General features: G+C 70.1%; 18 protein-coding genes. 11 read left to right on the top strand and 7 right to left on the bottom strand.

Translation table 11 applies throughout. The annotated features are described in order from the left end of the window. Nucleotides 1-8 precede the first annotated feature (8 nt). The 4 genes from IEZ21_RS07570 (at nt 9) to IEZ21_RS07555 (ending at nt 3,450) form a co-directional block, all read left to right on the top strand. Complete coding sequence (locus IEZ21_RS07570; RefSeq protein ID WP_189321100.1) at nt 9-1,142, top strand: IS630 family transposase; 1,134 nt, start codon at nt 9-11, stop codon at nt 1,140-1,142. Nucleotides 1,143-1,381: 239 nt separating this feature from the next. Continuing rightward, nucleotides 1,382-2,455, top strand: a complete 1,074-nt coding sequence (locus IEZ21_RS07565; RefSeq protein WP_189321099.1) for a sialidase family protein — start codon at nt 1,382-1,384, stop codon at nt 2,453-2,455. 37 nt (nt 2,456-2,492) lie between these two features. Further along, entirely contained in the window at nt 2,493-3,209 is a 717-nt protein-coding gene (gene npdG, locus IEZ21_RS07560) for an NADPH-dependent F420 reductase (RefSeq protein WP_189321098.1), read from the top strand. A 58-nt stretch (nt 3,210-3,267) separates the two neighbouring features. Then, a complete protein-coding gene (locus tag IEZ21_RS07555; RefSeq protein WP_189321097.1) occupies nt 3,268-3,450 on the top strand; it encodes a hypothetical protein in 183 nt (60 codons plus the stop codon). A gap of 17 nt (nt 3,451-3,467) precedes the next feature. Here the strand turns inward: IEZ21_RS07555 and IEZ21_RS07550 are convergent, their stop codons facing one another. Then, nucleotides 3,468-4,268, bottom strand: a complete 801-nt coding sequence (locus IEZ21_RS07550) for a site-2 protease family protein (RefSeq protein ID WP_189321096.1) — start codon at nt 4,266-4,268, stop codon at nt 3,468-3,470. Between the two features lie 162 nt (nt 4,269-4,430). Between IEZ21_RS07550 and IEZ21_RS07545 the strand changes: the two genes are divergently transcribed. Continuing rightward, entirely contained in the window at nt 4,431-7,739 is a 3,309-nt protein-coding gene (locus IEZ21_RS07545; RefSeq protein WP_189321095.1) for an AfsR/SARP family transcriptional regulator, read from the top strand. Nucleotides 7,740-7,771: 32 nt separating this feature from the next. Here IEZ21_RS07545 and IEZ21_RS07540 read toward each other — a convergent pair whose 3' ends face one another. The 3 genes from IEZ21_RS07540 to IEZ21_RS07530 form a co-directional block, all read right to left on the bottom strand. Beyond that, nucleotides 7,772-8,602, bottom strand: a complete 831-nt coding sequence (locus IEZ21_RS07540) for an ABC transporter permease (protein WP_189321094.1) — start codon at nt 8,600-8,602, stop codon at nt 7,772-7,774. Next, a complete protein-coding gene (locus IEZ21_RS07535) occupies nt 8,599-9,627 on the bottom strand; it encodes an ATP-binding cassette domain-containing protein (protein WP_189321093.1) in 1,029 nt (342 codons plus the stop codon). Before IEZ21_RS07535 ends, IEZ21_RS07540 begins: the two co-directional genes overlap by 4 nt. 228 nt (nt 9,628-9,855) lie before the next feature. Further along, the gene (locus IEZ21_RS07530; protein ID WP_189321092.1) at nt 9,856-10,086 is read right to left on the bottom strand and encodes a hypothetical protein; all 231 of its coding nucleotides are present in this window, start codon (nt 10,084-10,086) and stop codon (nt 9,856-9,858) included. A 61-nt stretch (nt 10,087-10,147) separates the two neighbouring features. Here IEZ21_RS07530 and map point away from each other — a divergent pair, with 61 nt between their 5' ends. Next, nucleotides 10,148-11,005: a type I methionyl aminopeptidase gene (gene map, locus IEZ21_RS07525; RefSeq protein WP_189321091.1), complete on the top strand. Its 858-nt coding sequence runs from the start codon at nt 10,148-10,150 to the stop codon at nt 11,003-11,005. A gap of 209 nt (nt 11,006-11,214) precedes the next feature. Then, nucleotides 11,215-11,874: a biliverdin-producing heme oxygenase gene (locus IEZ21_RS07520; protein WP_189321090.1), complete on the top strand. Its 660-nt coding sequence runs from the start codon at nt 11,215-11,217 to the stop codon at nt 11,872-11,874. Nucleotides 11,875-12,005: 131 nt separating this feature from the next. Here IEZ21_RS07520 and IEZ21_RS07515 read toward each other — a convergent pair whose 3' ends face one another. Genes IEZ21_RS07515 through IEZ21_RS07505 form a run of 3 tightly spaced genes read right to left on the bottom strand, consistent with a single transcriptional unit; the run spans nt 12,006 to nt 15,626 of the window. After that, nucleotides 12,006-12,650, bottom strand: a complete 645-nt coding sequence (locus IEZ21_RS07515) for a PhzF family phenazine biosynthesis protein (RefSeq protein WP_189321089.1) — start codon at nt 12,648-12,650, stop codon at nt 12,006-12,008. A 37-nt stretch (nt 12,651-12,687) separates the two neighbouring features. Next, nucleotides 12,688-14,181: an HtaA domain-containing protein gene (locus IEZ21_RS07510; protein ID WP_189321088.1), complete on the bottom strand. Its 1,494-nt coding sequence runs from the start codon at nt 14,179-14,181 to the stop codon at nt 12,688-12,690. 14 nt (nt 14,182-14,195) lie between these two features. Then, nucleotides 14,196-15,626: an HtaA domain-containing protein gene (locus IEZ21_RS07505; RefSeq protein WP_189321087.1), complete on the bottom strand. Its 1,431-nt coding sequence runs from the start codon at nt 15,624-15,626 to the stop codon at nt 14,196-14,198. A gap of 90 nt (nt 15,627-15,716) precedes the next feature. Between IEZ21_RS07505 and IEZ21_RS07500 the strand changes: the two genes are divergently transcribed. From IEZ21_RS07500 to efeO, 4 genes are all read left to right on the top strand, one after another. Beyond that, nucleotides 15,717-16,745, top strand: coding sequence for a heme/hemin ABC transporter substrate-binding protein (locus tag IEZ21_RS07500; RefSeq protein WP_189321086.1), 1,029 nt, complete (start codon nt 15,717-15,719; stop codon nt 16,743-16,745). Further along, nucleotides 16,742-17,857 carry a FecCD family ABC transporter permease gene (locus tag IEZ21_RS07495; RefSeq protein WP_246567380.1) on the top strand — a complete coding sequence of 372 codons (1,116 nt, stop codon included), beginning with the start codon at nt 16,742-16,744 and terminating at the stop codon, nt 17,855-17,857. The genes IEZ21_RS07500 and IEZ21_RS07495 overlap by 4 nt, the downstream gene beginning before the upstream one ends. Then, a complete protein-coding gene (locus IEZ21_RS07490; protein WP_189321085.1) occupies nt 17,854-18,696 on the top strand; it encodes a heme ABC transporter ATP-binding protein in 843 nt (280 codons plus the stop codon). The genes IEZ21_RS07495 and IEZ21_RS07490 overlap by 4 nt, the downstream gene beginning before the upstream one ends. 190 nt (nt 18,697-18,886) lie before the next feature. Then, the gene (gene efeO, locus IEZ21_RS07485) at nt 18,887-20,044 is read left to right on the top strand and encodes an iron uptake system protein EfeO (protein ID WP_189321084.1); all 1,158 of its coding nucleotides are present in this window, start codon (nt 18,887-18,889) and stop codon (nt 20,042-20,044) included. Nucleotides 20,045-20,057 lie beyond the last annotated feature (13 nt).

Genomic DNA, 20,057 nt, shown 5'->3' with positions numbered 1-20,057 from the left:
ATGATCACGTGACTGAACGTGTGCGGGTCCGGGAAATCGACGACGACGAGGGCAGGCGGTTGCTGCGGATCATCCGCAGAGACACCGGTTCGGTGGTGACCTGGCGGCGGGCCCAGATGATCCTGCTGTCCGCGCAGGGCCTGCCGGTGGCGAAGATCGCCGAAGTGACGTTCACCAGCGACGACCGGGTCCGCGACGTGATCCACAACTTCAACACCGACGGCTTCGACTCCCTGTATCCGAAGTACAAGGGCGGTCGGCCGAAGACCTTCACCCTGCCCGAGCGGCGCGAGATCAAGAAGATCGCGAAGTCCAGGCCGGCCGAACACGACCTGCCGTTCTCGACCTGGAGCCTGACCAAACTGGCGGACTTCCTGGTCGCCGAGGGGGTGGTCGACGACATCAGCCACGAGGGCCTGCGCATCCTGCTCCGCGAGGAAGGCGTCTCCTTTCAACGCCTGAAGACCTGGAAGACCTCCCGCGATCCGGACTACGCGGCCAGGAAGGCCCGCGTCGAGCACCTCTACGCGATCGCCGACGGCGAGGTCATACCCGAGGACGGCGAGCCCGAAGTCGTCTTCTGCATGGATGAGTTCGGCCCGCTCAACCTGATGCCCCACCCGGGCCGGCAGTGGGCCGAACGCGGCGGCAGGCACAAGGACCCCGACCGCGAACCCCGCCGCAGGCGGCGGGCGACCTACAACCGCTACGGCGGAGTACGGCACCTGTTCGCCGCCCTGGACCTGACCCGGGACCGGCTCTACGGCCACATCAAGCCGGTCAAGAAGCGCACCCAGTTCCTGGAGTTCTGCCGCTACCTGCGCACCCTCTACCCGCCCGGGGTCAGGATCGCGATCGTCTGTGACAACTTCTCCCCGCACCTGACCACGAAGAAGTGCCAGCGGGTCGGCACCTGGGCCACTACGAACAACGTCGAGATCGCCTACACCCCCACCAACAGCTCCTGGCTCAACCGCATCGAGGCCCAGTTCACCGCCCTGCGTTACTTCACCCTCGACGGCACCGACCACGCCAGCCATAAGGAACAGGGCAGCATGATCCGCCGCTACATCATCTGGCGAAACCACCATGCCGATGACCGGCGCCTACGAGCCCTCGTCGACAGGGCAAACGTTGCCTGATGCGGCACTAGCCAGCTGACCAGCAGTGTTGCAACGACCCCTCGAATTCGCCCCCTGGCGGGGGGCCTGGGGGCACAGCCCCCTCACGCGGCGGAGCCGCAAATTGATACAGCCGGGAAGGGGCGGGGCTGGGGAAAAGAACCCCTCCCACCCCAATCGCCCACTCGTAACGCCGCGTTCACCCCGAATTGGCCCCCAGCGGGCAAGGGGGCCCAACACCCCCACCCGTGGAGGCCCCGATGGCAGAATCGTCCGTACCCTTCCGCGCAGGCCAGGAAGGCTACGCAAGCTTCCGTATCCCGGCCGTCGTCACCACGGCGGCCGGAACCCTGCTCGCAATGTGCGAGGGCCGCGTCGGCTCCCACGACGACTTCGGCAACATCGACATCGTGCTGAAGCGGTCCACGGACGGCGGCCGGACCTGGGGCCCCCTGGAGGTCGCCGCCAAGCACGGCGACAACCTGGCCGGCAACCCCGCGCCCGTCGTGCTGGACACCGGCCGCCTCCTCCTCGTCCACGTACGCAACGCGGCCCTCGCCACCGAGGACGCCATCCGAAGGGGCAAGGTGAGCGCTGCCGACGGACGCCGCGTCTGGGTCCAGCACAGCGACGACGACGGGGTCACCTGGTCGACGCCACGCGACATCACCGCGCAGACGAAGCAGGCGAGTTGGCGGTGGTACGCCACCACACCGGGCCACGCGATCCAGCTCGCCGGCGGCCGCGTGGTCGTGCCCGCCAACCACTCCCTCCCGCCGGCCGGCCGGGACAACGGCACCGAGGGAAAGTACAACGGCGGCCACTGCCTGCTCAGCGACGACCGCGGCAAGACCTGGCGCATCGGCTACCTCGACGACAACACCGACGGCTACATCAACGTGAACGAGACGACCGCCGCCGAACTCCCCGACGGCCGCGTCTACTTCAACACCCGTAACGACGCGACAGCACCCGGCACCCGCGCCGACGCCTACTCCACGGACGGCGGCCAGACGCTCGTGAAGCCCTTCCGGCCGCAGGCGGGGCTGGTCGCGCCGGTCTGTGAGGGCAGCGTTCTCCAGCTCCGTGACCCGGACGTGCTGCTCTTCTCCGGCCCCGCCGTCCCCGGCTACCGCGCCCTCATGACGATCCGCGCCAGCACCGACGCCGGCGTCACCTGGCGGCCCGTGCACACGGTGGACGGACTGCCCGCCGCGTACTCCGATCTCGTACGTCTCGACGCCTCGACCGTCGGCCTCCTCTACGAGACGGGCGACTTCAGCGCGTACGAGACGATCACCTTCCGCAGAGTGCCTGTAGCAGACCTCACCTGAGCGCCGGGGCGGATCGGTACGGACGTAAAGTCGGCCCATGACCTCTACCGACAACAGTGCACAGCAAGCCGCCAAGGCCCCGGCCAAGGACCCCTGGGACCTGCCCGACGTGTCCGGGCTCGTCGTGGGCGTGCTCGGCGGCACCGGCCCGCAGGGCAAGGGCCTCGCCTACCGGCTGGCCCGGGCAGGGCAGAAGGTGATCATCGGCTCGCGGGCCGCGGAGCGGGCGCAGTCCGCCGCTGACGAACTCGGGCACGGCGTCGAGGGCGCCGACAACGCCGAGTGCGCGCGGCGCAGCGACATCGTGATCGTCGCGGTGCCGTGGGACGGGCACGGCAAGACGCTGGAGTCGCTCAGGGAGGAGCTGAGCGGGAAGCTCGTCGTCGACTGCGTCAACCCGCTCGGTTTCGACAAGAAGGGTGCGTACGCGCTGAAGCCGGAGGAGGGCAGCGCCGCCGAGCAGGCCGCCGCGCTGCTCCCCGACTCGCGCGTCACCGCGGCCTTCCACCATCTGTCCGCCGTACTGCTCCAGGACCCGGAGGTCGAGGAGATCGACACCGATGTGATGGTGCTCGGCGAGGTACGGGCGGACGTCGAGATCGTGCAGGCGCTGGCCGGCCGTATCCCCGGCATGCGCGGCATCTTCTCCGGGCGGCTGCGCAACGCCCACCAGGTCGAGTCGCTGGTCGCGAACCTGATCTCGGTGAACCGCCGCTACAAGGCCCATGCGGGCCTGCGCGTCACCGACGTATGAGTGGGTGGGGGACACTGGTGAACAGGAAAGCAGTGTCCCCCCGACAGGAGTCCGTCCGATGCCCCGCCTCGCCCTCTACGCCCTCGTCGTCTGCGTCCTCTCCGTCGCCGCGGCCGTCGTCTCCTTCGCCAAGGGCTACTGGCTGGGCATCGTGTGGGTACTGCTCGCGGGCCTGTCGTCCAACATGGCCTGGTACTACCTGCGGCGCGGCAAGGCGCGGAACGGCTCCGTCACGAACTGACGGTCAGGCGCTGACGGTCACGAACCGACGGTGCAGAACTGGTCGGTGTCCGTCCAGAAGCGGTAGAGGTTCTGGCCGCAGTACGTGCTGATCTCGTCGATTCCCAGGCCGCGCAGGAGCGTGTCGATCACGTCGAAGAACACACCGTTCACCGCCGGGATCCACAGGATGGCGATCACGAGGAGCAGCCCGAAGGGCGCGAGCGGCTCCACCTGTTGGCGGATCTTGTACGACAGCCAGGGCTCGATCATGCCGTAGCCGTCCAGGCCCGGCACCGGCAGGAAGTTCAGCAGCGCGGCCGTGACCTGGAGCAGCGCCAGGAACGCCAGGGCGAACCGGAAGTCGGCCGGTACGCCGTCGAGCGCGTCCAGCCAGAACGGGGCCGTGCAGACGACCGCGAACAGCACGTTCGTCAGCGGGCCCGCCGCCGAGATCAGGCTGTGCTTCCAGCGGCCCTGGATGCGGTTCCGCTCGATCCAGACCGCACCGCCGGGCAGACCGATACCACCCATGATCACGAAGATGACGGGCAGCACGATGCTCAGCAGGGCGTGGGTGTAGGCGAGTGGGTTGAGGGTCAAGTAGCCCTTCGCGCCTATGGAGATGTCGCCGCTGTGCAGGGCCGTACGCGCGTGTGCGTACTCGTGCAGACAGAGCGAGACGATCCACGCGGCCGTCACGAACAGGAAGACGGCGACACCGGGCTGTTCCGCGAAACCGGTCCAGGTGGCCCAGCCCGTGACCGCCATGACGGCCACGATCCCGAGAAAGACCGGGCTGATCCGCCGGTCGCTGTGGCGGTTGGTAGCGGTGGTCATGGGGTCGGGCTCCCTGGGTTCGTACAAACGGGCGTGCCCGACCGTACCGGGCGTATGCGGAAAACGTCTCGCGGTCGGCTGTGAGTTCCGTACAGGGTGGGGCATGCCTTAGCTCGCCGCGCCGCCCCAGCCCTGTGACCTCTCCTCAATTCACCAGAGACAATGGACCCCGTGCGCTATCGCATCCTCGGTACCACCCAGGCACTTCGCCCCGACGGCAGCCCCGTTCCTGTCGGCGGGGCGCGGTTGCGTGCTCTGCTGACCGTGCTCGCGTTGCGGGGTGGCCGTACCGTGCCCGCGGGGCTGCTGGTCGACGAGGTGTGGGACGGGGATCCGCCCGCCGATGCCACGGGGGCGTTGCAGGCCCTGGTCGGGCGGTTGCGGCGGGTGCTCGGGGCGGCTGCGGTCGTGTCGGAGGAGGGCGGGTACCGGCTCGCCGCCTCGGCCGACGACATCGATCTGCACCGGTTCGAGCGTCTCGTCGGCGAGGGCACGCGCGCGCTCGCCGACCGCGACCCCGCCAAGGCGGCCGTCGTCCTCGACGACGCCCTCGGCCTGTGGCGCGGCCCCGCCCTCGCCGACCTCCCCGACCGCACCGTCGAGTCCGCCCGCTGGGAGGCCCGGCGGCTCGACGCCCTCCGCGCCCGCCACACCGCCGCCCTCGCCCTCGGCCACGCCGCGCAGTCCCTGCCCGAGCTGACCGCCCTGTGCGACACCCACCCCCTGGACGAACCCCTCCAGGCCCTGCGCCTGCGCGCCCTGCGCGACGCGGGGCGCACGGCTCAGGCGCTGGCCGCCTATGAGGACGTACGAAGGCTGCTGGCAGAGCAGCTCGGGACGGATCCGGGGCCGGAACTGCGGGCGCTGCACGGGGAGTTGTTGAGCGTGGGAGACAGTCCCGCCGTGGCCGCACCCGCTCCTGCCGTTACGGTCGCCGACGACGCCCGTACCTCCGAGCCCCGCGCCCGCGGCAACCTCCGCGCCCGGCTCACCTCCTTCGTCGGCCGGGAGTCCGACATCGAGGCCATCCGTGGCGACCTCGTGACCGCCCGGCTCGTCACCTTGCTCGGCCCCGGTGGGGCCGGGAAGACGCGGTTGTCGCAGGAGGCCGCCGAGAGTGTGCGGGACGTCGTCCGGGACGGGGTGTGGCTGGCCGAACTCGCGCCCGTCGACGACCCGGACGCCGTGCCGGAGACCGTGCTCACCGCCGTCGGTGCCCGCGAGACCGTGCTGTACGGCGCCGGGGCCGAGGCCATGCGGGCCGGATCCGACCGGCATGACGACCCCGTCGAGCGGCTCGCCGAGCACTGCGGCAAGCGGCGCATGCTGCTGATCCTCGACAACTGCGAGCACGTCGTCGACGCCACCGCCCGGCTCGTCGAGGAGCTGCTGGAACGCTGCCCGGAGCTGACGGTACTGGCCACCAGCCGCGAACCCCTCGGCGTACCGGGGGAGTTGCTGCGGCCCGTGGAGCCGCTGCCGGAGCCGTACGCGCTTCGGCTGCTCGCCGACCGGGGCGCCGCCGCCCGGCCCGGATTCCGGATCGAGGACGATCCGGAGGCGGCGGCCGAGATCTGCCGACGCCTCGACGGTCTCCCCCTCGCCATCGAACTCGCCGCCGCCCGGCTGCGGATGCTCACGCCCCGGCAGATCGCCGACCGGCTGGACGACCGTTTTCTGCTCCTCACCTCCGGCAGCCGTACCGTCCTGCCCCGCCAGCAGACGCTCCGGGCGGTCGTCGACTGGTCCTGGGAGCTGCTGGACGAGGGCGAACGGGACGTGCTGCGCCGGCTGTCCGTCTTCGCCGGCGGCTGTGACCTCGCCGCCGCGGAGGCGGTCTGCGGGCCGGGCACGCTCGAAGCGCTCGGCTCGCTCGTCGACAAGTCCCTTGTCGTGGCGGCCCCTTCGGGCGACGGCGACATGCGTTACCGGCTCCTGGAGACCGTCGCCGAGTACGCGCGCGATCGGCTCGACGAGTCCGGGCGGCGGGCGGCGGCCGAACGCGCGCATCTGACGTACTTCCGCGAACTCGCCCGCACCACCGACCCGTTACTGCGCGGCCACGGTCAACTCGCCGCCATCGAACGCCTGGAACGCGAGAGCGAGAACATCCGCGCCGCCCTGCACCACGCCGTCGCCGTGGGTGAGGAGCAGGAGGCGCTGTGCCTCGTACTGTCGATGGCCTGGTACTGGCTGATGCGTGACCTGCGGATTGTCGCCCGCAACTGGTGCCGCGAGGTCCAGGGCCTCGGCCCCGACCCGTTCAGCGAGCCCGTGCGGCCCGTCGTCCCGCTGTGGGAGCGCTGCACGGCCACCCCGCCGCCGTGGACCGGCGAGGTTCTCGACGAGGCCCGGCGCCAGATGCACCTGGTCCATCTCGCGTGCATGGACACCGAGTTGGATGCCTGGCAGACACCCGAGGCGCAGGCGAAACTGCGGGCCGTCGCCGGGACGTACGAGCCCCGGCTGCCGCAGGCGTGCCGTTTCCCCGGCTCGCTGTGGTTCTACGCCGTCATGCTCACCGGTGACATGGAGCGGGTGCGGACGATCATCAACGCCGCCGTCGACACCTCCCGTGGAGTTCCCGGATACGAGTGGGACCTCGCCGCCAACCTGCAGATGCGGGCCAATCTGCTCGCCAACCGCACCGAATGGGAGGGCGACGCCACCCACGACGCCGACGAGTCGCTGGAGATCTACCGCCGCCTCGGCGACCTGTGGGGCACCGCCGAGGCGCTCTCGGCGCGCGGTGAGGCGCATGAGCGCAGGGGCGAGTACGGCAGGGCCGCCGCCGACTACCAGGCGGCCATCGAAAGCGCCGAACGCCTCGGTGCCCACGCCCAGATGGCCGTGCTCACCGCCCGGCTCGGTGGCGCGCTGATCGAGGCGGGTGAGGCCGAGCGCGGCGAGCGCCTGGTGCGCGAGGTGATCGACCAGAGCATGGGCGGCGGGTCCGGGCAGGCAGGGCCCTTCGCCCGGCTCATCCTCGCGGGCGTGCTCAGCATGACCGACCGGATCCCCGAGGCGCGCGAGCAACTCCGGCTGCTGCGCGAGGAGTTCAAGATCGCCAACTTCATCATCTTCGACGCGTTCATCCTCGGCTCCGAGGCCTGGCTGGACGCTGTCGACGGCCGCTACCCGGAGTCCCTGGACACGATCAGGCGCGCACTGGAACGCGCAGAGGACCCGCTGTCCGAGGCCATCGCCCCGCAGATGCGCTCCGCGTATCTGACCACCGCCGCGTACGCCCTCGCCCACGTCGACGGCGGCTCCCGCGCCCGTGACGCCGCCCGCTGCCTCGGCGCCGCCGACGCGCTGCAGCCGCCCCGGCACGTCTCGTCCTCCCAGGAGCGCGAGGTGTACCGGAGGGCGGTGGAGCGCACGCGCGCCGTCCTCGGCGACGAGGCGTACGCGGCGGCGTACGCGGAGGGCGGCGGCCTCTCCTCCGTGGAGGCCGCCGCCCTGATCTGACGCCCGCCGGCGCGGGGCCGGGTGCGTCGACGTCAGCTCTTCGTACGGAACTTGTGGATGGCGACCGGTGCCATGACCGCCGTGAGACCGGCCGACCAGGCCAGGGTCATCCACACGTCGTGCGCGGCCGGGCCGCCCACCATCAGTCCGCGTGCCGCGTCCGCGAGCGAGGACAGCGGGTTGTAGTCGGTGAAGTTCTGCAGCCAGCCCGGCATCGACTGGGTCGGCGCGAAGATCGACGAGCCGAACTGCAGCGGCATCAGCACCAGGAAACCCATGGCCTGCACGGACTGCGCGTTCTTCATGATCACGCCGAGCGTCAGGAACACCCACATCAGGGCCGAGCCGAAGACGGCGGACAGTCCCACGGAGGCGAGCAGACCGGCCCAGTTGGTGATGTCGAAGCCCACCAGAACACCGACGATCATCAGGACCACGGTCGCGAACAGCATCCGCATCAGTTCCACCGCGATCTTGGCGAACAGCACCGAGCCGCGCCCGATCGGCAGGGACCGGAAGCGGTCCATGACACCGGTGTTGAAGTCCTGGTTGAAGCCGGTGCCGACCCCCTGGGCCATGTTCATGCCCATCATGGCCATCAGGCCGGGCACGACGTACTGCACGTACGCCTCCTGGCCGCCGCCGAGCGACTGCCCGATGGAGCCGCCGAAGACGTACACGAACAGCAGCGTGAAGATGACCGGGAACAGGACGGCGTCGAACATCGACTCGGGGTCCTGCCTGATCCACAGCAGGTTGCGGCGGATCAGGGCACCGGTGTGCCGCACATGGGCACGTGGGCTGATCCGCGCATCGCCCTTTACGTCCTTTACGGCATCGGTGGTGATCGTGGCGGCACTCATACGGGGACCTCTTCGCGGGCGTCGGTGGGCACGGCGTCCTGCGGGGCGCTCGCGCGGTGGCCGGTGAGGGACAGGAACACCTCGTCCAGGCTGGGCAGTTCGGTGGTGATGGAGGCGAGCGTGATGCCCCGCGCGGTGACGGCGCCGACGATGGCGGTGAGCTGCTCGTCGCTGAGGACCGGGACGAGGAGGGTTCCTGTCTCGGTGTCCACGGTGGTGGTCGCGAGCCCGGTGATGCCCAGCTCGTCCAGCGCGGCGGCGAGCGGGCGCAGCTCGAGCGGGTCGGCCGGGCGGATCCGCAGGGAGCGGCCGCCGACCTTCGCCTTCAGGTCGTCGATGGCGCCGTTCGCGATGACCTTGCCGCGGTCCACGACGGTCAGCTCGGAGGCGAGCTGCTCGGCCTCCTCCATGTACTGGGTGGTGAGCAGCACGGTCACGCCGTCACCGACCATGCGCTTGACCTCCGTCCACACCTCGTTGCGGGTGCGGGGGTCGAGGCCGGTGGTCGGTTCGTCGAGATACAGCACGGTCGGCCGGCCCATCATCGACGCGGCCAGGTCCAGCCGGCGGCGCATCCCTCCGGAGTACGTGGCTGCCGGGCGCTTCGCCGCCTCGGTGAGCGAGAACCGCTCCAACAGCTCGTCCGCGCGGGTCCTTGCCTCTTTGCGGGACAGGTCGAGCAGGCGGCCGATCATGTAGAGGTTCTCCCAGCCGGGGAGCTTCTCGTCGACGGAGGCGTACTGGCCGGTGAGCCCTATCACTCGGCGCAGCTGGCGGGGCTGGCGTACGACGTCGTAGCCGGCGACGGTCGCCTGGCCGGAGTCGGGCTGGATCAGGGTGGACAGGATCCGTACGAGGGTGGTCTTGCCGGCGCCGTTCGGCCCGAGCACGCCCATGACGGTGCCCTCGCGTACGTCCAGGTCCACGCCGTCCAGTGCCTTGGTCTCGCCGTAGTGCTTGACCAGCCCCCGCACGGTGACCGCACTGCGTGCGCGGCCGTCGGGGTTGTTGTCGATTCGCGTCATGCCGCCACGGTGTCAGGGGGCACTGACAAACCGCCGACAGCCCGCCTACAGGGGGCTGTCGGTGGTTTGTCGACTACGGGGGAGGTGGGTTGAGGTGCGTATCTCGACTGCGGGTGCGTCGTGGGTGGGGTTTCTTTCCCCAGGCCCGCCCCTTCCCGGCTGTATCAATTTGCGGCTCCGCCGCGTGGGGGGCTGCGCAGGTGACGGACACGCAGGCCACCGCCTGCTTCAGTCGTCCTCCCCGCCGCGCGGAGCGCCGTCGTGCCAGCGGGGGTCCGTTTCCCATTCCAGGTTGCGTTCGCGGGCGATCTCCAGCGCGTGCTCCGCCTCACCCCGGGACGCGTACGGGCCGATGCGGTCCTTCGCGGGGCACTCGGGGCCCTCTTCGACCTTCTTGTGCTCCAGGCAGTAGTACCACTCGCCCGGTTTGCCGACCGTGCGCTTCTTGAACAGGGCCATGGCTACGGCTCCTTTCGCCAGGGTCATCGTCCCCCAGCGGGCGCTGGTTAGACTCGCTGGCATGTCTGGCCAGTCGCTGCTCGTACCAGGGGAGCTCTCTCCCACCCGTCCCGTCCCGGGAAACATCAGGCGTCCCGAGTACGTGGGCAAGCCCGCCCCCACGCCGTACAAGGGTCCGGAAGTGCAGACCCCCGAGACGGTCGAGGCCATGCGGATCGCCGGGCGGATCGCCGCGCGGGCGCTGGCCGAGGCCGCGAAGAAGATCGCGCCGGGGGTGACGACGGACGAGCTGGACCGGGTCGCCCACGAGTACATGTGCGACCACGGGGCCTACCCGTCCACGCTCGGCTACCGCGGCTTTCCCAAGTCCTTGTGCACCTCGGTCAACGAGGTCATCTGTCACGGCATTCCGGACTCCACGGTGCTGCGGGACGGCGACATCATCAACCTCGACGTGACGGCGTACATCGGCGGGGTGCACGGCGACAACAACGCCACGTATCTCGTGGGCGAGGTGGACGAGGAGTCGCGGCTGCTCGTCGAGCGCACCCGTGAGTCCCTGACCCGTGCCATCAAGGCCGTCAAGCCCGGCCGGCAGATCAACATCATCGGGCGGGTCATCGAGTCGTACGCGAAGAGGTTCGGCTACGGGGTCGTACGGGACTTCACGGGGCACGGGATCAACTCGTCGTTCCACTCCGGGCTGATCGTTCCGCACTACGACAACCCGAACGCGACCACCGTCATCCAGCCCGGAATGACCTTCACCATCGAGCCGATGCTCACGCTGGGCTCGTACGAGTACGACATGTGGGACGACGGGTGGACGGTCGTGACGAAGGACCGCAAACGGACGGCTCAGTTCGAGCACACGCTGGTCGTCACCGACAGCGGGGCCGAGGTCCTTACGCTGCCGTAGCCCGTTGCCCAGCCGCGCACGGCGTGAGAGCCGCCCGCTCCCTCCCCTTGGGAGCGGGCGGCTTTTTCATGCGGGTCTGACATGTGGGTGTGATGGTGATTCGGGGTAGGGTTTTACCGACAGGGCGTCGGGAAATCTGTTGACTTAGGTAAGCCTAACCATAGAAGATGAGCCCGGCTCTCGTCTCCCCTTCGGCCTCGGAGGTCCACATGAACTCGTCGAGTACACCGTTCTCGACGCTCATCCGTACCGCGTCGCACGAGCTGCACGGGGAAGCGCACGACTCGACGTTCATGAGCGACCTGCTGGCCGGCACGCTCGGCGTGGATGCGTACACGCGCTACACCGAGCAGCTGTGGTTCGTCTACCGGGCGATCGAGGAGAGCGGGCGCGAGCTGGCCGACAACCCGGTGGCGGGACCGTTCCTCCGGCCCGAGCTGATGCGACAGGCCGCCCTGGAGCGGGATCTCGCGCATCTGCGGGGCGCGGGGTGGCGCGAGAGCATCACAGCACTGCCCGCCACGGAGGAGTACACGACCCGCATCAAGGAGTGCGCGCGTACGTGGCCCGGTGGGTACGTCGCGCATCACTACACCCGCTACCTCGGCGACCTCTCCGGTGGGCAGGTCCTCAGGAGCAGGGCGGAGACGACGTGGGGCTTCGCGCGCAAGGGGGACGGGGTGCGCTTCTATGTCTTCGAGGACATCAGCAACCCCGCCGCCTTCAAGCGGACTTATCGCGAACTGCTCGACCAGGTCCTCGCCGATGACCTGGAGAAGCAGCGGATCATCGCGGAGTGCAAGCGGGCGTTCACGTTGAACATCGGGGTGCTTCGTGCACTGAGTGAGGAGTTCCGAGTGAGTGCGTGAGCGCTCCGCTGGGGGCGCGGTTTTAAGCTGCGGGTCGGTGGGGGCTGGTCGCGCAGTTCCCCGCGCCCCTGACGGGGCGCCCGTTCCGGGCAGCCCCGCACGAGACGCTCCCGTACGGCCACCCACAGCCCTCAGTGCTCCAGGAACACCCGGCCCCCTACCTCGACCCACCCCTCCGGCTGCGGTGCCGTAAGGATCTGTGAACCCGCGCCCTGGGTGATGTTCAGGGCGCGGCCCAGTTGATGGGTGAGCAGTAGGGCCGCCGCGCCCGTCGCCTCGTCTTCCTCTATGCCGTCGCCACGTCCCGGGAAGGCACGAGCGCGGACACGGCCCGCGGCCTCGTCCTGCCAGGCCCAGGCGTAGAGCCACTCCCCCGGTGAAGGCACCTTCAGGGCGTCGACCTCGGCAGCCGACCCGTACTGGCGCAACGTACGCGCCGGAGCCCACTCCGGACGCGCCTCGATCCAGCTGAACTCGCCGTCGAGACGTGCGCCCACCACGCCCGCCGGAGTGACGAGTTCGGGTACGTCGAGGAGCCAGGCCGTGCCGACGCAGGGGTAGCCGGCGAAGGGCAGTCGCGCGCCGGGTGTGTAGATGTCGATGACCCCGCGCTCGGGGTCATCGACGAACACCGTCTCGCTGAAGCCGAGCTGGGCCGCGAAGGCCTGGCGGTCGTCGCGTTCCGGCATCCGGGTGCCGTCGCGTACGACCGCCAGGGTGTTGCCGTGTCCTCCGCGGGGTCCGCAGAAGACACGTAGCACGTCGTAGTCAGTCACGCGGGCATTCAAGCACCCACCCGCGGCCGGCTGTCGATCAGCCCTGCTCACCGGCCCTGCGGCGACGTACCGCGAAGACCACGCCCGCGCCCGCCGCGACCGTCACGGCGGCCACCGCGCCGAGGGCGCCGGCCGGGACGGAGGAGCCGGTGGCGGCCAGGCCGCCCGTCACCCCGCCGCCGGTGGTGCCGCCCGTGGTGGAGCCCGTCGTGCCCGCGCCCGTGCCGCCGCTCGTGCCCGCGCCGGTGTCGGAGGTCGGGGTGGCGGAAGCGCCCGGGTCGTCGGTCGGCGGAAGTCCGGCGTCCGCCGACAGGGCCACCGAGAGGTCCAGCGGGTCGAGTTCCTCGCCGGCATCGTAGAAGCCGCCAAAAGCGTCCGATCCCGCCGCCGTGATCTTGGCGGTGACGTCCGACAGCGTGATGACGTCGTCCTCGGCTACCAGGTCCGCCGACCCCGGCTGAAGGTCGGCGAGGACCACGTCGTCGGACTTCTCGCCGAGGCTGTTCACGTCGGCGGTCAGCGTGCCGGAGTCGCCGTCGATCTTCGCCTTGAGGTCGCTGAGGGTGAGGTCGAGTCCGTACGTCCCGTTCTCCTCATGGCCCTTGAAGTTCACGGACCCCTTGAAGGCGGCGGAGAGAGCGTCGGCCTCGGTGTCGTACGTGCCGGAGCCGTCGACGAAGGTGAAGGCCCCGTTGCCGGAGGCCTGCGTCGCGCCGCCGGAGACGGTGACCTCGCCCTTGGCGATGCTGCCCACGACGTACTCACGGAAGGACTGCTTCACGCCCCAGCCGAGGGTGCCGTCGGCGATGTCACCCTTCGTGGGGGCGGTGGAGGGCGGGGTGTCCGCGGGCGGCGTGGTCGACGGCGACGTGGGGTTGCCGGCCGTGGGAGGCGTGGTCGGGTCCTCCGTGGGCGCCGTGGTCGGGTCCTCGGTGGGAGGCGTGGTCGGGTCGTCCGTGGGAGGCGTCGTCGTGCCCTTGTCCTCGACCGTCAGCGGGTCTCCGGCCGCCCCCGTGTAGCTCGCGCTGCCGAAGGTGTCCGCGGCCTCCTTCGTGAGCTTGGTCGCCATGTTCTTCATGTCGCGGGTGACGGTGACGTCGGCGAGCGGTACGTCCTGCGTCGTCGCGGCGCCCTTTGTCACGTCCGCGGTGATCACGGCGTCTTTGCTGTCGAACTTCACGTCGGACAGGGTGAGTTCGAAGCCGTGCGCCGTGGACTGGATCTTCAGGCTGCCCTTGAAGCCCAGGTCGACCGTGTGGGCCTGGTCGTCATAGGTGCCGGTGCCCTCCACGAAGGTGAACGCCCCGTTGCCCGCCGCCTGCTTCGCGCCGTCCGCGGGCGTGAAGGTGCCTTGCGCCATCCCGGTTACGTAGGTGCGGTACGACTCCTTGATGCCCCACGTCAACTCGTAGTCCTTGAGCGGGACTTCGGCGGCGGACGCGGTCGTCGCGACGAGTGCGGTGGCGCCGAAGGCGAGCACGGTCGCTACGGCGCCCGCGAGGGCTATGGGGCGGCGGCGGTTGGCTGCCATGGGCTCGGGTCTCCTCATGAGTATTCTCCTGTGTCGGCGTCGGACGCCGGTCGCGTACGACGCCCTCGTACGACCATGAAGGCGGCGCCCACCGCGAGCAGCGAACCCACCGAGAGGCCGATCGGCAGCACGGGCACGTCCGAACTGCTCGACGTGGCCTCGGTCTTGGGCTCCGCGGACTCCTGGGCCGCGTCGGCCTTCGGCGAGGCCTCGGGGGTGGCCGACTGCGCGCTGCCCAGGTCGGGCAGTGCGGGGAGTTGGGCGCTGTCGGTGAGGGCGACGGCGAGGGAGACGGGGTCCATTGCCGTGCCCGCCTTGTACATCCCGCCGAAGGCCTTCGCGCCCTCGGCGGTCAGCTTCGCGGGCGCCTCCGTCAGCGCGACCAGGCCGTCCTCGGGCTTGAAGTCCTTGGCCTCGAAGGTGACCAGCGGGACCTTCTTCTCTTCCAGCTCGGGGCCCGTCACATCGGCGTAGAGCGTGCCCTTGCCGTCCGCGACGGCCACCTTGACCGCGCTGAGCCGCAGGTCAAGGCCGTGTTCCCCGGTGAAGCGCACCGCTCCGGTGAACGAGGCGTCGAGGGTCTGCTTCTTCTCGTCGTACGTCCCCGAACCCTCGGGGAAGCGGTAGAGCGCACCACCGTCCTGAGCGCCGCCACTGAGTTCCCATTCGCCCTTCGCGATGTTCCCGGTGACGTACTCGCGGAAGGTCCGGCGTACGCCCCAGTCGACGGCGCCGTCCTTGATGGCGCCCGAAGTGCCCTGCGTCTGTTCGGACTTGGGCTTCGACTTCGTCGGGGAGGGGGTGGCGGACGGCTTCGCGGCGGAGGCCGCCTTGACGTCGGCGGACAGGCTCACCGGGTCGAGAGCCGTGCCCGCTTCGTAGTAGCCGGCAAAGGACTTGGCGCCCTCGGCGGTCAACGTGGCGGGCAGGTTGTTGAGTTGGACCGCGTTGCCGCCGCCCCTCATGTCGATCCCGCCGAGGGAGAGGGACGCGAAGGGCACCTGTGAGGACGTCGTGACCCTGCCGGTGTCCCTGGCCTTGCTGACGATGTCGACGTGGAGCGTGCCGCTGTTGCCGGAGATACGGACCGTGGGGCGGCTGATCGTGAGGTCGAGCTGGTTGGTTCCGTCGTCCTTCTTGTGCCCGACGAAGTGGACTCCGCCGGAGAAGGAGGAGTTGAAGGCGCCCGAGGAACCGTCGTACGTCCCCGTCGCCGAGTGGAAGCGGAACTGGCTGGCGCCGGCCGTGGCCGCGCCGCCCGTGAGGGAGAAACTCCCGTTCGCGATGGGCCCGGTGACGTAGCTCTGGAAGGACGACTTGATGCCCCAGTCGAGCCGGCCGCCCTGTACTGCGCGGCTCTCCGCGTGGGCGGCCTGGGCCGGGAGCAGGGTTCCGAGAACGGCGGCGCACAGCACGGTCATCAGGGCGCGTAGGCGCGCGGGCATGGAAAGTCCTCCGGGTGCGACTGCCGGTAGCGAACAAAGGTAAGGCTAACCTAAGCTTGCGAGTCAGGTGCCGGAAGTGGACCGAGAGGAATGAAGAGGACCGTGCAACGCTTGCGCACAAGACTGGCGGGCGCACTGCTGTCCGCCCTCGCCCTCGCCCTCACCCTCGCCGGGTGCTCAGGCTCCGCAGAAGACTCGGGCACATCAACTGCCGAGAAATCAGGGCAAGTTGAGAAGGCGGCCAACCGGGTCGAGCCGATCGAGGACACCCCGAAGCCCCAACTGCCCGTCACCGTCCGCTCCGCCGACGGCAAGAGCATCACCGTCCGGAAGGCCGAGCGCGTCGTTCCGCTCTCCGGCAGCCTCAGCGAGATCGTCTTCACCCTCGGCCTCGGCAAGAGCGTCGTCGCCCGCGACATCACCGCCACCTTCGAGCAGGCGGAGAAGCTGCCGGTGGTCACCCGCAACCACGACGTCTCCGCCGAGAGCGTCCTGTCCCTCAAGCCCGACCTCGTGCTCGCCGAGTCGACCACCGGCCCCGACGAGGCCATGGACCAGATCCGCGACGCGGGCATCCCCATCCTGGTCGTCGCCCCGGCCAAGGGCCTGGACGACGTGGGCCCGCGGATCGAGGCGGTGGCCGGTGCCCTCGGCGTACCGGCCGCCGGGGAGGAGCTGGCGCAGCGCTCCGAACAGCGAATCGCCGCCGTACGCAAGGAGGTTCCGGACGGCGACAAGCCGCGCGTCGCGTTCCTCTACCTCCGCGGCTCCGCCTCCGTCTATCTGATCGGCGGCAAGGGATCGGGCGCCACCTCACTGCTCGAAGCGGCGGGAGCGGTGGACGCCGGGGCCGAGTCGGGCCTGGAGAAGGACTTCACGGCGATCACCACGGAGGCCCTCGCACAGGCCGCGCCCGACGCGATCCTCGTGATGTCCAAGGGCCTCGAGTCCGTCGGCGGCATCGACGGGCTCGTGAAGATCCCCGGTATCGCGCAGACCCCGGCCGGCATGGAGCGCCGGGTCGTCTCGATCGAGGACGGCGTACTCCTCAACTACGGGCCGCGTACGGACGAGGTACTGAAGTCGCTGGTCGGTCAGTTGTACGGGGACGCCGAGTGACCGTGACGGACAAGGGGGCGGCACCCGGCGCCAAGGCCCCGGCCCACGAGGCACCGCCCGTCGGCGACCTCCCCGCAAGACCCCGCCGCGGCACGCCCTGGCTGCTCACCGCCGCCATGACCGCCCTCCTCGTCCTGCTCACCCTCACCTCCGCGGGGCTCGGCGCGTACGACATCTCCCCCGGCGACGTCCTCACCTCCATCGCCCACCGCGCGGGCCTCGGCGGCAGCGAACTCTCGCGCGTCCCCGAGTCCGTCCTGTGGAACGTCCGCTTCCCGCGCATCGTCCTCGCGCTGCTCATCGGCGCCTCGCTGGGCTGCGCGGGCGCGCTGATGCAGGGCGTGTTCGGCAACCCCCTCGCAGAACCGGGCGTCATCGGCGTCTCCTCGGGCGCGGCGGTCGGCGCGGTCGCCGCGATCTCGTTCGGCCTGAACTTCCTCGGCAACTGGACCATCCCGGCCTTCGCCTTCGTGACGGGCCTCGGCACGGTCCTGCTCGTGTACGCGATGTCGCGCTCGGGCGGCCGTACGGAAGTGGTGACGCTGATCCTCACGGGGATCGCCGTGAACGCCTTCACCGGCGCGCTGATCGGCCTGTTCATCTTCTTCGCGGACACGGCGGCGGTGAACCAGATCACCTTCTGGCAGCTCGGTTCGCTCTCCGCTGCGACCTGGCCGAAGGTGCTCGCGGTGCTGCCGTGCGCGGCCCTCGGACTGGCCGTCGCGCCGCTGTACGCGCGGAAGTTGGATCTCCTCTCCCTCGGTGAACGCCCGGCCCGGCACCTGGGCGTGGACGTCGAACGGCTGCGGATCGTTCTCGTCCTGGTCATCGCGCTGCTGACGGCCGCCGCGGTGTCGGTCTCCGGGATCATCGGCTTCGTGGGCCTGGTCATCCCGCATCTGCTGCGGATGGCGGCCGGTCCCGGCCACCGTTTCCTCCTGCCGGGCAGTGCGCTCGGCGGTGCGGTGGTGCTGCTCGCGGGCGATCTCGCGGCCCGTACGGTTGCCGAGCCCGCCGAGTTGCCGCTCGGGGTGCTGACCGCGCTGTTCGGCAGCCCGTTCTTCTTCTGGCTGCTGCGCAGGACCCGCCGCAGGCAAGGAGGTTGGGCATGAACGGCATGAAGTGGCTCCGGCTGCCCGGCGCGAGGCCCACGCCTCCCGCCGCCGTGCACCCAGGCGACGTACTCGCCGAGGCCGAGGCCCTGCACGTACGGCTCGGCACCCGCGAGGTGCTGTCCGGCGTGGACGTCATGGCCCGCGCGGGCGAAGTACTGGCGCTGGTCGGCCCCAACGGGGCGGGAAAATCAACCCTGTTGAGCGCGCTGGCCGCTGATCTCCCGACCGCGGCAGGGCTCGTACGGGTCCATGGTCGCCCGGCGGCCGACTGGTCGGCGCATGAACTCGCCCTGCGCCGGGCCGTGTTGCCGCAGTCCGCGACGCTCTCCTTCCCGTTCGCGGTCGAGGAGGTCGTACGGATGGGCCGGGCGCCCTGGGCCGGTACGGCACTGGAGGACGAGGACGACCCGGCGGTGGCCACGGCGATGGCGGCGACCGAGACATTGGACTTCGCGGCCCGCCCCTTCTCGGCACTCAGCGGCGGCGAGCGGGCCAGGGTCGCGCTCGCCCGCGTGCTCGCCCAGCGCGCCTCGCTCCTGCTGCTCGACGAGCCGACGGCCGCCCTGGACCTGCGCCACCAGGAACTGGTGCTGCGGATCTGCCGGGAACGGGCCCTCGCCGGGGACGCGGTGGTCGTCGTGCTGCACGATCTGGGGCTCGCGGCGGCGTACGCGCACCGGGTGGTGATCCTCTCCGCCGGACGCGCCGTGGCCGACGGGCCACCGGCCGAGATCTTCACGGACCGGCTGCTCTCGGACGTCTACCGACAGCCGGTGGAGGTCTTCCCGCATCCGCGCAGCGGGGAGGTCCTCATTACTCCGCGACGGGGTTCTTGACCCGGCTTTGACCGTTTCGTGGGGTGCGGATTGAGCCACCGTGATGCGGCCGTGTCGGTACGTCATACATGAGAGCTGAATCACTGGACGGGCAGGGGGCACTGAGGTAAGCCTCAGATAAGTTAGGGCGGCCTCACCTCGGAGTCTTTGGCTCCTCTGTGCACTTCCCTTGAGTTTCCTTGGAGTCCGTATGCGCGCCGTCCGCCTCTCCGTCGTCACCGCCGCCGCCACCGCGGCGGCGCTGACCGCCGTCACGGGCTGCACCGAGAAGAGCGACGCCGCCGCGGGCGACGAGGGCGTCATCGCGGTGACCGCCACCGACACCAAGTGCGAGGTGTCCACAAAGGAGTTCCCGGCCGGGCACGTCGAGATCGCCGTGGAGAACAAGGGCTCCAAGGTCACCGAGGTCTATCTACTCTTCCCGGACGACCGGATCGTCACCGAGCGCGAGAACATCGGTCCCGGCACCAGCCAGAAGGTCACCGCCGAGGTGAAGGCGGGCGACTACCGGATCGCCTGCAAGCCGGGCATGAAGGGCAAGGGCATACGCCAGGACGTCACCGCCACGGGCGGCGGCAAGGTCGCCAAGCGCGACCCGCGCCTGGACAAGGCCGTCGCCGACTACCGGGCGTACGCGCAGCAGCAGGCCGACGAGACGCTGCCCAAGGCGAAGGTCTTCGCCGAGGCGGTCAAGGCGGGCGACATCGAGGCCGCGAAGAAGGCGTACGCCGACTCGCGCATCGGCTGGGAGCGCACCGAGCCGGTCGCCGAGTCCTTCGGTGACATCGACCCGAAGGTCGACCTGCGCGAGGACGGTCTGGAGGAGGGCCAGGACCTGGAGAAGGACTGGACCGGCTGGCACCGTCTGGAGCGCTCGCTGTGGCAGGACAAGAAGCTCACCGACCGCGACTCCGAGCTCGCCGACCAGCTGATCACCGACCTGACGGACTGGCAGAAGCGCGTCGGCAGGGCCGAGATCACCCCGACCTCGATGGGCAACGGCGCCAAGGAACTCCTCGACGAGGTCGCCACCGGCAAGGTCACCGGCGAGGAGGAGCGCTACTCGCACACGGACCTGGTCGACTTCAAGGCGAACGTCGAGGGCGCCGAGAAGTCGTACGAGCTGCTGAAGCCGGTCGCCTCGGAGAACGACGCGGCGCTGACGAAGGAGCTCGACACACAGTTCGCGGCGCTGAACACGCTGCTGGACAAGTACCGCGCGGACAAGAACTCCTACGAGTTCACCTCGTACGACAAGGTCGGCAAGGCCGACCGCAAGGAGCTCTCGGACTCGGTGAACGCGCTCGCCGAGCCGCTGTCCAAGCTCGCCGCCGCCGTCGTGAAGTAAGAGGGGCCCCTCG

It is taken from the genome of Streptomyces flaveus, from assembly GCF_014647675.1.
GTDB classification, from domain to species: domain Bacteria; phylum Actinomycetota; class Actinomycetes; order Streptomycetales; family Streptomycetaceae; genus Streptomyces; species Streptomyces flaveus.
Note: the sequence above shows the minus strand (reverse complement) of the source record. Positions and strands in the feature narration are given on the sequence as shown.